The following is a 14153-nucleotide window of genomic DNA, read 5'->3' on the forward strand; positions in this document are numbered from 1 at the left end:
GGTGGATCTCGCGCGTGCGGGTGGGGGTGCTCATCGAGTGGTCTCCTCGGGGTCGAAGTGGTGGGCTCGGCGGGGGGTCAGCGCGCGAGCAGGTCGAGGACGCGGCGGGCGGCGTCGGCGGAGGAGGCCGGGTTCTGGCCGGTCACCAGGGTGCCGTCCGTGACCACGAAGCTCTCCCCGTCCGGGCCCTTGCGGTAGTCCGCGCCGGCGGCGATCAGCGAGTCCTCGACGAGGAACGGGACGACGTCCGTCAGCTGGGCGGCCTCCTCCTCGCCGTTGGTGAACCCGGTGACCTGACGGCCGCGCACGAACGGGGTGCCGTCGGCGGCGGTGATCGGGTGCAGGATCCCGGGCGCGTGGCAGACGAGGCCGAGCGGGCGCCCGGCCGCGTCGCTGTCGAGGATGATCCGCGTGGAGTCGGCGTCGGACACCAGGTCCCACAGCGGGCCGTGACCGCCCGGGTAGAAGACGGCGTCGAACCCGTCCACGTCCACCTGGGCCAGGGGCGTGGTGTGGGCCAGGGCGGCCTTGGCCTCCTCGTCCTGGTCGAACCGGCGGGTGGCGTCGGTCTGCATCTCCGGCTGCGAGCTCGTCGGGTCGATGGGCGGCTGGCCGCCGCGGGGCGAGGCGAGGGTGACCTCGTGGCCGGCGTCCGTGAAGACGTAGTAGGGCGAGGCGAACTCCTCGAGCCAGAACCCGGTCTTGCGGCCGGTGTCGCCCAGCTGGTCGTGCGAGGTGAGGATCATCAGGATGCGGGACATGTCTGGGGGCCTTTCGTCGGTGGGGACTGCACTCTCATGGTCGTACGCAACCGAATCTCGGGCAAGGGTGACGGTGCCCACCGGCCTCACGCCGCGGCCGCCGCGCCCAGGACATCAGCGCTCCGTCACCCGCCCGTCCTGGACCTGCCAGCGGCGGTCGGTGCGGACGGTGTCCAGCATGCGGCGGTCGTGGGTGACGAGCATCAGGGCGCCCTCATAGGTCTCCAGGGCCTGTTCGAGCTGCTCGATGGCCTCCAGGTCCAGGTGGTTGGTGGGCTCGTCGAGCACCAGGACGTTCACCCCGCGGGCCTGGAGCAGGGCCAGGGATGCCCGGGTGCGCTCGCCGGGCGAGAGCTCGTCCACGGGGCGGTTCACGTGGTCGGCCCTGAGGCCGAACTTGGCCAGCAGGGTGCGCACCTCCCCGGAGGCCATCTCGGGCACGAGCGCCTCGACGGCCGCGGCGAGCGGGACGGTCCCGGCCAGCAGTGAGCGCGCCTGGTCGATCTCCCCGATCTGCACGCTGGACCCCAGGGCGGCCGTGCCCTCGTCCGGGGCCTGGCGGCCCAGCAGCCCGCGCAGCAGGGTGGACTTGCCGGCCCCGTTGGGCCCGGTGATGCCGATCCGCTCTCCCGCGTTGACCTGGAGGGACACCGGGCCGAGCGTGAAGCCACCCAGCCGGAACACGGCATCGTTGAGGGTGGCGACCACGGAGCTGGAGCGCGGCGCCGCGCCGATGGTGAACTCCAGCCTCCACTCCTTGCGTGGCTCCTCCACCTCCTCCAGGCGCGCGATGCGGCTCTCCATCTGCCGGACCTTCTGGGCCTGCTTCTCGCTCGACTCACTGTTGGCCTTGCGGCGCAGCTTGTCGTTGTCCGGAGACTTCTTCATCGCGTTGCGCACGCCCTGGCTGGACCACTCCCGCTGCACGCGGGCGCGGGAGACGAGGTCCTGCTTCTGCTCGGCGAACTCCTCGTACTTCTCCCGGGCCTGGCGGCGCAGGGTGGCCCGCTCCTCGAGGTAGGCCTCGTAGCCGCCGCCGTAGACGCGGTTGGTGCGCTGGGCGAGGTCGAGCTCCAGGACGCGGGTGACGCTGCGGGCGAGGAACTCGCGGTCGTGGCTCACCAGCACGACGCCGCCGCGCAGCTCCTGCACGAAGGCCTCCAGGCGGGTCAGACCGTCGAGGTCCAGGTCGTTGGTGGGCTCGTCCAGGAGCACGACGTCGAAGCGGGAGAGCAGCAGCGCGGCGAGGCCGACGCGGGCGGCCTGCCCACCGGAGAGGGAGGTCATGAGGACCTGTTCCGGGGAGGCGGAGAGGTCCAGACCGAGGTCGGCCAGGACGGCGGGGATGCGCTCCTCCAGGTCCGCGGCGCCGGAGGCCAGCCAGCGGGTGAGGGCGGTGTTGTAGCGGTCCGCGGCGGCGTCGGTGACGTCCGGGTCGGCCAGTGCCTCGGCAGAGGCGTCCATCTCGCGGGTGGCCTCGGCGCAGCCGGTGCGGCGGGCGATGTACCCGGCCACCGTCTCCCCCGACACGCGCTTGTGCTCCTGCGGGAGCCAGCCGACGAAGGCGTCCGAGGGGGCGAGGGACACGGTGCCGGCCTGCGGGGCCAGGTCCCCGCCGAGGATGCGCAGCAGCGTGGACTTGCCCGCGCCGTTGGCCCCCACGACGCCGACGACGTCCCCCGGCGCGACGGTGAGGTCGAGCGCGTCGAACAGCGTGCGATGGCCGTGGCCGCCGGCCAGGCCGGAGGCGACGAGGGTGGCGGTCATGCTTCTCCTGGCTCGGGTGCGCTTCCCTGGGGCGGGTCACCGCCACACTGTCACAGATCCCCCGGGGCACCGCCCCCGGGCCCCGACTCCCGGATCTGCGGCGCGCTTCCTTCCTTGCCCTGACAGGGGGAGAGTCATAGCGTCGCCAGGGTCAGGTGCGCGGCTCCGCGCGGCGCACACGGCGCTCCAGAGAGGGAAGGCAGAGCACTGATGACTGACCCGGTGAAGTACACGCCCGACATCGAGCATTCGGTCGACCGCGAGGAGGACCTGACCCGCGAGATCCTGGCCCAGATGGGCGCGGCACAGCGCCGCGCGGCGGGAGAGCACAAGCACGCCCACCGCGACGCCCACGCCAAAAGCCACGCCGTCCTCAAGGCCACGCTGGAGGTGCACGAGGGCCTGGCTCCCGAGCTGGCGCAGGGCATCTTCGCCCGTCCGGGCACCTACGAGGCGGTGGCGCGGCTCTCCTCCGCACCCGGGGACATCCACACCGACCGCACTCCCGCCCCGCGGGGCTGGGCCTTGAAGGTGCTGGGGGTGGAGGGCAAGCGGCTGCTGCCGGATCTGGACAGCCACAATCAGGACTTCCTCATGGTGAACTTCCCGACGCTCGCCTTCGGCACCGTGGCCCGCTACAAGGAGATGCTGAGCCTGCTGGAGAAGAACTCCCAGTCCCCCGAGCTGCTGCAGCGCCTGACGACGGGCGCCGCGCGCGTGGTCCGGGGTGCGGTGGAGACCGTCGGGGGGACCCCCAGCGCCACCCTGGAGGGCCTGGGGCGGGACAACGCCCACGTCCTCGGCGAGACGTACTTCACCCAGGGCGCCCTGCGCTACGGGGACCACGTCGCGAAGATCTCGCTGGCCCCGGCGTCCGAGAACGTGCGCGCCCTGACCGGTCAGGACATGAAGGTGGAGGACTTCTCCTCGATCAGCGAGATCGTCGCCGACTTCTTCTCGCGTGAGAGCGCAGAGTACGTCCTGCGGGCGCAGCTGGCGACCGACCCGGAGCGCATGCCGGTGGAGGACGCCTCCGTCCTGTGGGACGAGGAGGAGGCCCCGCACCAGCCCGTCGCCACCCTGCGCATCGAGGCGCAGGAGAGCTACAGCCATCCCCGCCGCGTCTACGGCGACGACGCCCTCACCTTCAACCCCTGGAACGGCGTGGTCGAGCACCAGCCGTTGGGCTCCATCATGCGCGTCCGCAAGCGCGCCTATGAGCAGTCCACCCGCTACCGCCACGAGTTCAACGACCGCCCGGCCCCCGAGCCGGCGACGCTGGACGAGATCCCGGACTGATCCCGGCCTCGCCCCTCACCATTCATCCCGAAGGATTCTCGAAGGAGGACCTCATGAACGACCGCCCCGACCCCCGACTGCAGGACGAGAGCCGCCTCGACGCCGTCAAGCGCGCCGTCGAGGACGTCGCCCAGGACGCCCCCACACTGGCCAAGATCGCCCTCGAGGCGATGATCCGCGAGCACAACCCGGACCTGTCCGGCACCGCCGACTCCGCCGGCCGCGTGGGGATGCGCTCGGGCAAGGTCTCGGAGCTGACCGCGATCGCCCGCCTCAAGCCGGGCGGCGCCGAACGGCTGCAGCGCATCTTCGACCTGACCCGCGGCAACATGGACGGCGCGCAGCGCGTGTCCACGCTCCACGACATGCGCTTCGTCTTCTTCGACGACAACACCCGGATCCTCTTCGCCACGGCCTACGACGGCGACTGGGATGCGTACATCAACGACTTCGCCACCAAGATCCCCGAGCTGATGGACCTCCTCTTCCAGAACGTGGAGGGGTGGCCCGGCATCGACAGCCCGGCCGTGAAGGACTTCATCGCCGAGCACCAGATCACCGCCTCCGGGTGGTTCGTGGCGAACCCGCAGGTCACCGTGGTGGACACGCGTCGGCTGCAGCGCACTGAACACGCGGTGAACACCTTCCTGGACCAGATGGCCGGGCGCACCGACCTGGACGAGGACACCGCGGCCGCCCTGAAGCAGCTCACCGACACGATCTCCACCCCCGAGGCGGTGGACTACTGAGATGGGCGTGCTCAAGGAGCTGAAGGAACGTTTCGAGCGGGAGCGCGTCGAGCTGGACCTGGACGACATCCAGGGCCTGGTGCTGCGGTCGCGGCCCGAGCCCTACGTGGGCGCCCACGCCATGCTGACCGTGGAGGAGGCCGAAGGCGGCCGGGACTTCGTCCGCCGCCTGGCCGAGCACGTCACCTCCGCGCAGGACTGGGCCGACGACCTGCAGTCCTGGACCGGCGTGGCGATCAGCTTCGCCGGCCTGCGCGCCCTGGGGCTGCCCGAGGACTCCCTGTCCAGCTTCCCTTTGCCCTACCAGCAGGGGATGGCTGCCCGCGCTCAGCAGCTCATGGACACCGGGCCGAACGCCCCGGAGCACTGGGACGAGGCGTTCACCCAGGACGCCTGCCACATCGCGCTGACGATCTACGCGGCCGACGCCGATGCCCTGGACGCCGCCCTGGACCAGGCGCGGCAGGTGCTGGAGCACTCCACCGGAGTGACCCTGGTGGCCACCCACCGGTTCGGGGTCGACGAGCTGAACAAGAACCCCTTCGGCTTCCGGGACTCCATCTCGCAGCCGACGGTGGCCGGCAGCGGGGTGCGGCCACAGCCGGGCCAGGAGCGCTCCATCTCCGCCGGCGAGTTCATCCTGGGCGAGAACAGCGAGACCGGCTCCCCGCTGGCCGTGCCGCAGCCGGATGTGCTGGGCCGCAACGGGACCTACGTGGTGCTGCGCAAGTTCGCCAGCCGGGTGGGCGCCTTCAACGAGTACCTGGCCTCGCAGAGCCCGGACCCGGAGGAGCAGCACCGGATCGCCGCGAAGATGTTCGGCCGGTGGCGCAGCGGCGCCCCGCTCGTGCTCTCCCCGGATCACGACGACGAGGCGCTGGGCAACGACCCGGAGCGGCGCAACGACTTCACCTTCGAGGACGACCCGAAGGGCCTGATGTGCCCGCACTCCAGCCACATGCGTCGCCTCAACCCGCGGGACAGCGACCTGTCGATCATGACGGACGTGAACATCAAGCGGATCATCCGGCGCTCCTCGACCTTCGGTCCCGGGTGGTCGCCGGAGGTGAGCTCGGCCGACGACGCGAAGGAGGACCGCGGGATCTACTTCATCTTCATCAGCGCCCGGGCCTTCGACACGATCGAGTTCATGCAACAGGAGTGGATCAACGGCGGCAACTTCGTCGACCTCGGCTCCGAGCGGGATCCGATCGTCGGTCTGCACGAGGACGACCCCACGGAGGGGCAGTTCACCATCCCCGCCGAGCCGGCCCGCAAGCGCATCGACGGCATCACCACCTTCAACCGGATGGCCGGGGGCGAGTACCTCTTCATGCCCTCGCTCAGCGCCCTGCGGTGGATCGGTGAGGCGGGCTGGACCTCCGAGCAGTCGGACGCCGAGGCATGATGCAGCCTCCGTCCCCGGGCGGCCCCGCAGGCGCCCTGCCGTGGCAGGTGGACCTCGACTGGCTGTGGGGCACCCCGCCGGGCAACGACGGCTCCCCCGCGACCCTGCGGCTGGACGTCGTCGGCCCCGGGGCGGCCAGGGCCGCCGCCGCGTGGCTGAGCTCCCTGCCCGGGGACGAGGACGGCGTCCGGGGCAGGGGCGGCTGGCGTGCCGACCCGGGCGAGCAGCCCGGCGCGGACGACCACGCCGTCCTGCTGCTCACCTCGGCCGGTGAAGACGTGGCGGACGGGCTGGAGGACGCCGCCGACGACGCCCACGCGGCGCTGGCCGCCGTCGAGGGCCTCACCCTGCGATGGACTCCCCTGCCCCGTGACCCGTCGCACTGAGGCGCGTCCGTCCCATCAGTAGGCTGGAGTGATGGCGACGGTACTTCTCGTGCGGCACGGCCGCACCACGGCCAACGCGACCGGACTGCTGGCGGGCCGCACTCCCGGGGTCAGCCTGGACGATCACGGACGGGAGCAGGCGGCCCGCACCGCGGACCGCATCGCGGCCGTGCCCGTGGCCGCGGTGGTGGCCAGCCCCCTGGAGCGGTGCGCGCAGACGGCCCGCGCCCTCCTCGATCGCCAGCCGGGGGCGGTGCCCTCGCTGGTCGACGACGACCTCACCGAATGCGACTACGGCCGGTGGCAGGGACGCGCGCTCAGCGACCTGGCCACCGAGCCCCTGTGGGCGACGGTGCAGACCCAGCCGTCCGCCGTCGTCTTCCCCGGCGGGGAGTCCATGGCGGGCATGCAGGCCCGCGCGGTGGCGGCGATCCGCCGGCACGACGCCGCGGTCGAGGCCGAGCACGGGCCCGGGGCGGTGTGGGTGGCGGTGAGCCACGGGGACGTCATCAAGTCGATCCTGGCCGACGCGCTCGGCACGCACCTGGATCTGTTCCAGCGGATCGAGGTGGGACCCGCCTCCGTGTCCATCGTGAGCTACGGCCCGAACCGCCCGCGGGTCTGGGCGATGAACACCGACGCCGGGGACCTGTCCTGGCTGGCGACCCTCGGCCCGTCCGACGACGCCCCGGTGGGCGGCGGCGCAGGCACGGGCGCCGGTGCAGTGGACGAGCAGACGCCTAGGATCGTGGCATGACTGATGCACCTGCCCCCGCCCATGAGTTCGACTGGCCGGATCGGGTCGTGATCGGGACGCTCGGGCGTCCCGGCGCCCGCACGTTCTACCTGCAGGTGCGCACCGGGCCCCGGCTGGTGAGCCTGGCGCTGGAGAAGCAGCAGTCGGCCCTGATGGCGGAGATGATCGACGAGATCCTCGACGATCTCATGGCGCTGGAGGGCAACCCGCACAGCGTCCCGGCCAGCACGCCCGTGGAACTCGTGGACAACGATCCGCTGGACCCGGTGCAGGAGTGGTTCCGGGTGGGGGCCATCGGCCTGGGCTGGGACCCCACCACCGCGCAGGTGCTCATCGACGCCCACCCCCTCTCTGACGACGACGCCGACCCGGCGCCCGAGGCGGACGCCGAGGCCGTGCGCGTACGGATGCCCGTCGGCGCCGCCCGGGCGTTCGCCCGGCGCACCCGGGAGGTCGTGGACGCCGGGCGACCGATCTGCTCGGACTGCGGCCAGCCCATCGACCCCGACGGCCACGACTGCACTCTCCCCGACTCCTGATGCGCGCCGCGGACGTGCCCGCCGGCGAGCTGTCGTCCGGGGAGCTGACGCTCACCGGCCGCATCACGACGGCGTCCAACGCCACGTTCCTCGGCGCGATCGGTGACACCCCGGTGGTCTACAAGCCGGTGGCCGGCGAGGCCCCGCTATGGGACTTCCCTGCCCGAACCCTGGCCCGCCGCGAGGTGGCCGCGCACCTGGTGTCCGAGGCGCTGGGGTGGGACATCGTGCCGCGCACGTGGCTGCGCGACGGCCCCTTCGGCGAGGGCATGGTGCAGCTCTGGCAGGAGCAGGATCCTGAGCAGGACGCCGTGGACCTGTTCCCGGCGGACGAGGTGCCGGCCTCGGGGTGGCTCACGATCCTGGAGGGCGAGGACGAGGACGGGAATCGGCTGGCCCTGGCCCATGAGGACTCGGCGGCGCTGCGCAGCATGACGGTGTTCGACGTGATCGTCAACAACGCCGACCGCAAGGGCGCCCACATCCTCGCCATGCCCGGCGGTCACCGGTACGGCGTGGACCACGGGCTGACCTTCCATGTGGAGGACAAGCTGCGGACCGTGCTGTGGGGGTGGCTGGGCGAGGCGCTGAGCGAGGAGGAGCGCGACGGCGTCGCCCGGGTTCTCGACGGGCTCGACGGTGAGCTGGGGCGGGGGCTGGCGGGGCTGCTCAGTGCCGAGGAAGTCGAAGCCCTCGCCGAGCGTTGCGCCGGCTTACTCGACGACGGGATCTTCCCTGCCCCGAGCGGGCTGACGCCGGCCGTGCCCTGGCCGCTGTTTTGACGGGCCTGAGGCGTCAGCGCGTCCGCAGGGACGGCGGGCGCACTCAGTCCACGAGCCCCGCCGCGGCACCGGCCGCACGGTAGTCCGCGGCGAGCGAGTCCACGGTGGCGTGGGCGTTGAGCCCGCTGGGGTTCGGTGCCACGAACAGCCGCGTGCCCGGCCACGGCGTCTCTTGCTCCCCCAGCGCCGCCTTCGGGCGTCCGAACGCCTGCCGGTAGGCCGTCACCCCCAACACGGCGACGACGGCCGGCGCGTGCGCGGCCACGAGCGCGTCCAGGCGGGCGGGGGCGGCGGCGAGCTCCTCCGCGGTGAGCTCGTCGGCGCGGGCGGAGGCACGCGGGACGAGGTTGGAGATCCCGATGCCGCGGGCGTGCAGCTCGGCGAGGTCCTCGGCCTTGTAGCCGTCGGAGGCGTCGATCAGGTGTCGGGTGAGCCCGGCACGGTGCAGGGCCGGGTAGAAGCGGTTGCCGCGGCGGGCGAAGTGCGCACCGGTGGCGGCGGTCCACAGGCCGGGGTTGATGCCGATGAACAGCAGCCGCAGCGGGTCCGGCAGCAGGTCGGGGACGGTGCGGTCGCGGAACTGCTGAAGCTCGGCCTGGGTGAAGCGCATGTCAGTAGTGATACCTCACCTGGAGGATGATCAGGTCCTCGCCGTCGACGAGGTAGACGAGCCTGTGCTCCGCCGTGATGCGCCGGGACCATGCCCCGGCCGCGCCGTACTTCAGCTGCACGGGCTTGCCGATCCCCTCGAAGGGATCACGCAGGGCGGTGTTGATGAGGGTGTTGATCCGTGTGAGGACCTTGCGGTCCGTGGTCTGCCAGTGCGTGTAATCCTCTCAGGCGGAGCGGTCCCACACGAGGCGCACTCAGGCGTCCCCGTCCATGCGGTCCAGTGCGTGCTCCTCAACGCTCCCTGCGCGGGCGCGCTCGTAGGCATCCAGCAGCCGGCGCGCATTGGCAGGAGAGCGGAAGAGGTAAGCGGTCTCCTGCCAGGCGGCGTACTCGTCTGCGGCCATGAGGACGGCGTTGCCCTTGCGGGAGACGATCTCCACGGCGTCGCGGTCCGCGTTTACCCGCTCGATGAGCGGGAACAGGGTCTTGCGGGCTTCACTGGCACTAATGGACATGCGGGCCTCCCCAGGCGCGTCGTGGTACCTGCTTATGGTACCAGTCGGTGAGGTGGAACTCAGGAGGCACCCTGTGGGATGCAGAACTCCTTGCCCTCGTGGTCCGGGGGCCCGGCGACGGCGTCCCCTGCTCTCCCAGGAGCACCTTGGGCTTCCCGAATGACCGCCGGTAGGCAGTTAACCCCAGCACCCCGACGATGGCGGGCGCGCGCGAGACCATGAGCGCGTCGAGGCGAGCGAGCCGTGGAGACCTCCTGTCGCGTCGGTTCGCCGGGGCGGATGACGCAGCCGGCGGGGTCGACGTCGTGGGCGCGGAAGTTGTCGAGGGCCTCGTCGAGAACAGCCCTGATCTCCGAGACGATTCGCTCCGCAATCTCGATTGAGATGTCCACATCCGCTCTCCTGACGCAGGCCCCCGCGGGCCGTTCTATTGTCTTGAGGGCCATCGAGGCGGCCGAACCCTGTTCGCCAGAACATCGCCGTTGAAGTCCCATCGGCCCTAGGCCAGCGGGAACCGCCCGATCACCTTGTCAGCCAACACTTTCGTGCGCGCCTCGATGTCATCAGCGGTCCACGACTCCCGAGTGGCGAGCTCGGCGTTCAACGAGAAGCCGTTCTTGTAGCCGATGGGCAGGCCCTTCGAATCCTGGCGGTCACGCTTCTCAACGAAGGATTTGTTGCCGAGATTGCTGTTGTAGGCCGTGATCGTGAGGTTCCCCAGCCTGTGCCGGTGCTCCTCCTGCACCTGCGCAGCAACCTCTTTGCCTCCGAGCATCTCCTGCCATGCGGCGGGCAGATTCTCACCCTGCGGGAGGATGTGTTCGATCGTCCAGACGAAGTGGTTCTTCTCCTGCCGCCACAGGTCCGCCCATGTCTCCTTGGTCATCGCATCCTCGGCCAGGGTGGTCAGCACGAACCGGGCGACGTCGGTGTTCTCTTCGTAGATCCGACCGAGGAGCCGGGCTCGGAACTCCTCGTCGGAGGCTGAGACGCTGTTCAGCTTCTCTCTGACGACCTTCAGAACGTCATTGCCACGGGCGTCACCCACAGCGTCGATGGTCGTCATGAAGAGCTTCGCCAGCGCGTAAGTGGGCGGGTAGCCGGTGAGGTTGCGGCGAACGAAGAAGTTTGTGAGGCGGTCAACGACCGCCTCGACCTGGGCGTCGGTCAACTCGAGTTCGTCCTGCTTCGTCATGAGCCACATCAGGAGGACGTAGGACGGCGCACCCTGGGCGCGCATGAGCCGCTGGAAGGCCCGGTCGAGGGAGGTCGGCTGGTCGAGCTCCACGACGCAGTTGATGCGGCCGTAGATCTTGCTCGCCTCGACGAGGGCGTCGACGACTTTCTTCAGGTTCTGCTCCAGGAGCTTCTCGTAGACACGGATCAGGTTGGACTTGGTGGCGACGGAGGCGTTGGGGACGTCGGGGAGCTCCGTCTTGAAGGCGTTGTAGTAGTGCCGCAGGAAGCGCTCCTGGGTGGAGTAGCTGTCGCCGAGGCTCGTCAGCATGTCGTTCCAGTGTTTGAACGCCTGGTCGACATTCATGATCTGCTTCTTCTCGGACTCGGCCAAAAGGTGGTTCTTGATCAGATCCACGGGCGAGAGCGGCATACCGCGGTTGTTCAGCGATTCGAAGAGGACGAACGCGTCGGCGTGGCTGGCGACCTCGATCTTCACAATGACCGCCTGCAGGGCCGCCTCGTGCACCCTGAGCGCAGCCTCCGTCTCGGACAGCTCCTCCGTCTCGGCGAGCTTCAGGATGGCGGCGCGGAAGTAGCGGTAGCACTTCGCGATCCGGCGGCTGGGGTAGTACGGCTTCCACTCGCCCTCAACGGGCAACCCGGCGCCTTCTAGCGTCTTGAGGTAGTCGAAGAGGTTGTGCCCTTGCTTCTGCGGTCTCACCCGCGGCTGCTGGTCAGCCTTGCGGACCAGCTGGCGACCGAGGTTCGTAACGTCCGTTCGGGTGTCGTCATCGAGCTCGTCGATGTGCTCCTTGAGCACGGAGTAGACCGCAGCAAGGAGCAGGGTCAAGGTCGTCAGTCGTTGCTGGCCGTCGACCACATGCAGGATGTTGCCCTCGAGCGGGTCCGTGGTCTGGTCGAGCGTGATGATCGTCCCCAAGAAGTGGGCGCCTTCGGCCTCGATCAGATCCTCGAACAGGTCCTCCCACTGAGCCTTGTACCAGGAGTACTCACGCTGATAGGGCGGGATCCGGTACAGCACGTTCCCCTCGTGGCTGAAGAGCGTGTGAACCGGGTACTGGTTCGCGGACTTAATCACGTGACACCTCCGACTTGCCGATGATGCCCAAGACTGTCAGACCTCGCCGACCTCCGCCTTGTCCGGAGCCCCGGCACCTGACTCGTGCCACTGGGTGTGTCATGTTGGGAAATCGGCACTCGACCTGGTCGTCCCCAGGGAGGTCTTGGCACATCATTCGCTATCGCACGCCGCGTGTAGTCCTTCGTCGGTGCTGCCATATAAGGTAGCCACCAAGGATGCCGGCGCTCCTAGCGAAGATCAGGCATCCTTAGACACCTTGGGCCACACGGCCCAACGCAGTCGACGGCGCCTTACCTGTGCGCTCGGGATAGGAGTGGCACATGGGGAATCTGGGCGCATACCAGGACATCGTGGTCAAGGCGAAGGACGCGGGTGGGGTGGAGATGCTCATCGAGAGCATAGAGAAGTCGGCAGCATTGAAGGCGATGCCGAAGGCTTTTGCGGTGGGGGTCGGATTCACCGCGGCGACGGCTCTGGGAGTCACTGCGATCATAAGGACGTACTCGAAGCGCAGTGCAGCGCACGAGGCTGAGGCAGACCGCGCGAAGGCCCAACTGGCCACCGACCTCGACGAAGAGTTGGGCAGCGGTCAGCTTCAACCTGAGGACGGGACGGACACTGAGAAGTCAAGAGATGACTCTGCTGGTCCGGAAGACAATTCATGAGCACCTGGCGCTGGGGCGTCGACGGCGAGAACGCCAGATCTGTGGCCTGCCCCCTCTGCGGAGCTGCCGTGGGCGAGATGTGCGTGACCAGCAGTGGGCGCACATCATCGAGTTTCCACGGTGACCGATTCGCTGCGAACGAGACCGAGAGTGACCCGCTGTGCCGCTACTGCCGCCGTCCCCAATCGGAGCACACAGGACCGGACCTCGAAACCTGTCCCTGAACCTGAACCACCTCCGTTCAGCAAACCGCTCGTTGCTGTGAGCCAACGCCAGGACCCGCCAATACGGAAGACATCAAGCAGTCTCCCGCCTACGCCGCAACTGGTAGCGGCCGGTGCCATCAGCACCGCAAACTCGGCTGTAGAACGGGCGTTTCTCGCCTCATCGAAGGACGGGTGCCGGTGCCCGTCCTTCGCCATCAGCCGTCGTGGTCCGATGCGCGGGAGACAAGGCGTTGAGCCTCCCTGTCGTAGAAATAGCTGACGATGTCCCCGGAGATGATCAGGTCGATCGCTTGGTCGATCACGCTGAGGGGGGCGACATACCACTCGGACGGGTCGTAATTTCGACCCTTGCGGTCGGCTTGGGTGAGGTCGAGACGGACGTCGGCGAAGACCCGGTGCAGGAGGTTTTCGAGCGCCGAAGCCCTGAGGTTGTAGGTCCGGTAGTCGGCCACGACCTCGACCGGGGCCATGAGGTAGGTCGGCGACGTCTCGGCGTTCTTGATCCGTGCCTCGACCGAGCCCCGGGTGAATCCGATCTTGTGCAGGTTGGTGAGCTCTGCGATCTGAGGATCCGTGCTGAGAGAGCGCAGGACGTAGATGTGACCGCTGGCAGCGTCACCCTCGAGGATCTCCTCGTCATCGCTCAGGCCGGTTTGGACGATCGACTGACCCTCCTGCTCGAACAGTCTGATGGAGAGAGACTGCCGGTACATCGAGGACTCGGTGCCGTTCTCGAAGATCACGCGCAGCCGCTGCTTCTGCTCGGCCTTTCCGCCGACGATCATTTCGCGCGTCTCGCCCACCTCGGCGACGAAGAGCATCACCCCGTTGAGGACGAAGAACCGGCCCTCGGTGACCGTGCGCAGACCCTTGAACGAGGCGAGCTGCACCGTCCCATCGGCCAACTCGGCATGCTTGGTCTTGAACAGGTGCTCGAAGCGATCGAAATCGAGGCACTTCTTGCGCTTCGCGACCGAGTCGGCCTCATCGGGCGCCTTCCGCACCGGCAGATCGGAGACATCCAGGAGTCCCGAGTCGTCCCCGAGCAGGTCGAGGTCATCGTCCCCGAGCAAGTCATCGATCGACGCAGGCGCCTCGGGCACCTCCAGCAGCCCGAACTCATCCAGATGCTTCAGGGCCGCGATCTTCTCCTCGTTCGCGAGAATCCCATCGAGGCGAGCCCCGAGCTTGCGTTCGGCGATCTCGCGGGTCGTGGAGTCCGGAATCCGACCGTGCGTCCGTCGGAACTCCACCACTTCCAAGAACGCCCGCTCGAGCCGGTCCGTCGCCGTGACCTTGACCGGCTTCTCAGGCGCGTCCAGGAGCCCGTCGACGTCGGAGTCCAAAATGGCGTCGATGCTGGAGGGGAGCGCGAAGTCGACAGGTCCCACGCTGTCCTCCCCTG

Annotated in this window: 14 protein-coding genes and 1 pseudogene; 8 read left to right on the forward strand and 7 right to left on the reverse strand. The window is 69.2% G+C overall.

Annotated elements, in window-relative coordinates:
* Positions 1 to 77 precede the first annotated feature (77 nt).
* Both CITRIK5_RS06590 and CITRIK5_RS06595 read right to left on the reverse strand, forming a co-directional pair.
* Positions 78 to 761, reverse strand: coding sequence for a type 1 glutamine amidotransferase domain-containing protein (locus CITRIK5_RS06590; protein ID WP_159833351.1), 684 nt, complete (start codon positions 759 to 761; stop codon positions 78 to 80).
* A 114-nt stretch (positions 762 to 875) separates the two neighbouring features.
* Positions 876 to 2528, reverse strand: a complete 1653-nt coding sequence (locus CITRIK5_RS06595; protein WP_049145880.1) for an ABC-F family ATP-binding cassette domain-containing protein — start codon at positions 2526 to 2528, stop codon at positions 876 to 878.
* Between the two features lie 210 nt (positions 2529 to 2738).
* Between CITRIK5_RS06595 and CITRIK5_RS06600 the strand changes: the two genes are divergently transcribed.
* From CITRIK5_RS06600 to CITRIK5_RS06630, 7 genes are read left to right on the forward strand one after another with little or no spacing between them, the layout of a single operon-like run.
* A complete protein-coding gene (locus CITRIK5_RS06600) occupies positions 2739 to 3827 on the forward strand; it encodes a catalase family protein (protein ID WP_201294446.1) in 1089 nt (362 codons plus the stop codon).
* Positions 3828 to 3880: 53 nt separating this feature from the next.
* Positions 3881 to 4576 carry a hypothetical protein gene (locus CITRIK5_RS06605; RefSeq protein WP_159833353.1) on the forward strand — a complete coding sequence of 232 codons (696 nt, stop codon included), beginning with the start codon at positions 3881 to 3883 and terminating at the stop codon, positions 4574 to 4576.
* Position 4577: 1 nt separating this feature from the next.
* Positions 4578 to 5984, forward strand: coding sequence for a Dyp-type peroxidase (locus CITRIK5_RS06610; RefSeq protein ID WP_159833355.1), 1407 nt, complete (start codon positions 4578 to 4580; stop codon positions 5982 to 5984).
* A complete protein-coding gene (locus tag CITRIK5_RS06615; RefSeq protein WP_159833357.1) occupies positions 5981 to 6370 on the forward strand; it encodes a hypothetical protein in 390 nt (129 codons plus the stop codon). Before CITRIK5_RS06610 ends, CITRIK5_RS06615 begins: the two co-directional genes overlap by 4 nt.
* 31 nt (positions 6371 to 6401) lie before the next feature.
* Positions 6402 to 7127 (forward strand): histidine phosphatase family protein, encoded by a 726-nt coding sequence (locus tag CITRIK5_RS06620; protein WP_201294447.1) that lies wholly within the window; start codon positions 6402 to 6404, stop codon positions 7125 to 7127.
* Positions 7124 to 7666 (forward strand): DUF3090 domain-containing protein, encoded by a 543-nt coding sequence (locus tag CITRIK5_RS06625; RefSeq protein ID WP_159833359.1) that lies wholly within the window; start codon positions 7124 to 7126, stop codon positions 7664 to 7666. Before CITRIK5_RS06620 ends, CITRIK5_RS06625 begins: the two co-directional genes overlap by 4 nt.
* A complete protein-coding gene (locus tag CITRIK5_RS06630; protein WP_159833361.1) occupies positions 7666 to 8448 on the forward strand; it encodes an SCO1664 family protein in 783 nt (260 codons plus the stop codon). Before CITRIK5_RS06625 ends, CITRIK5_RS06630 begins: the two co-directional genes overlap by 1 nt.
* 43 nt (positions 8449 to 8491) lie before the next feature.
* On the opposite strand, the gene CITRIK5_RS06635 is transcribed toward CITRIK5_RS06630, so the two are convergent.
* The 4 genes and pseudogenes from CITRIK5_RS06635 to CITRIK5_RS06650 form a co-directional block, all read right to left on the reverse strand.
* Positions 8492 to 9058 (reverse strand): mismatch-specific DNA-glycosylase, encoded by a 567-nt coding sequence (locus CITRIK5_RS06635; RefSeq protein ID WP_017487958.1) that lies wholly within the window; start codon positions 9056 to 9058, stop codon positions 8492 to 8494.
* A gap of 1 nt (position 9059) precedes the next feature.
* Positions 9060 to 9314: pseudogene (locus CITRIK5_RS06640) on the reverse strand (Txe/YoeB family addiction module toxin).
* Positions 9315 to 9575 carry a type II toxin-antitoxin system Phd/YefM family antitoxin gene (locus CITRIK5_RS06645; protein ID WP_069941699.1) on the reverse strand — a complete coding sequence of 87 codons (261 nt, stop codon included), beginning with the start codon at positions 9573 to 9575 and terminating at the stop codon, positions 9315 to 9317.
* Between the two features lie 499 nt (positions 9576 to 10074).
* Positions 10075 to 11853 (reverse strand): DUF262 domain-containing protein, encoded by a 1779-nt coding sequence (locus CITRIK5_RS06650; RefSeq protein WP_036316388.1) that lies wholly within the window; start codon positions 11851 to 11853, stop codon positions 10075 to 10077.
* Between the two features lie 323 nt (positions 11854 to 12176).
* Here CITRIK5_RS06650 and CITRIK5_RS06655 point away from each other — a divergent pair, with 323 nt between their 5' ends.
* On the forward strand, positions 12177 to 12521 hold the full coding sequence (locus CITRIK5_RS06655) for a hypothetical protein (RefSeq protein WP_036316386.1): 345 nt from the start codon (positions 12177 to 12179) through the stop codon (positions 12519 to 12521).
* Between the two features lie 421 nt (positions 12522 to 12942).
* Here the strand turns inward: CITRIK5_RS06655 and CITRIK5_RS06660 are convergent, their stop codons facing one another.
* Positions 12943 to 14139 (reverse strand): GIY-YIG nuclease family protein, encoded by a 1197-nt coding sequence (locus CITRIK5_RS06660; RefSeq protein WP_236557155.1) that lies wholly within the window; start codon positions 14137 to 14139, stop codon positions 12943 to 12945.
* Positions 14140 to 14153: the final 14 nt, after the last annotated feature.

This window comes from Micrococcus sp. 116, assembly GCF_902506395.1.
GTDB lineage: Bacteria > Actinomycetota > Actinomycetes > Actinomycetales > Micrococcaceae > Micrococcus > Micrococcus luteus.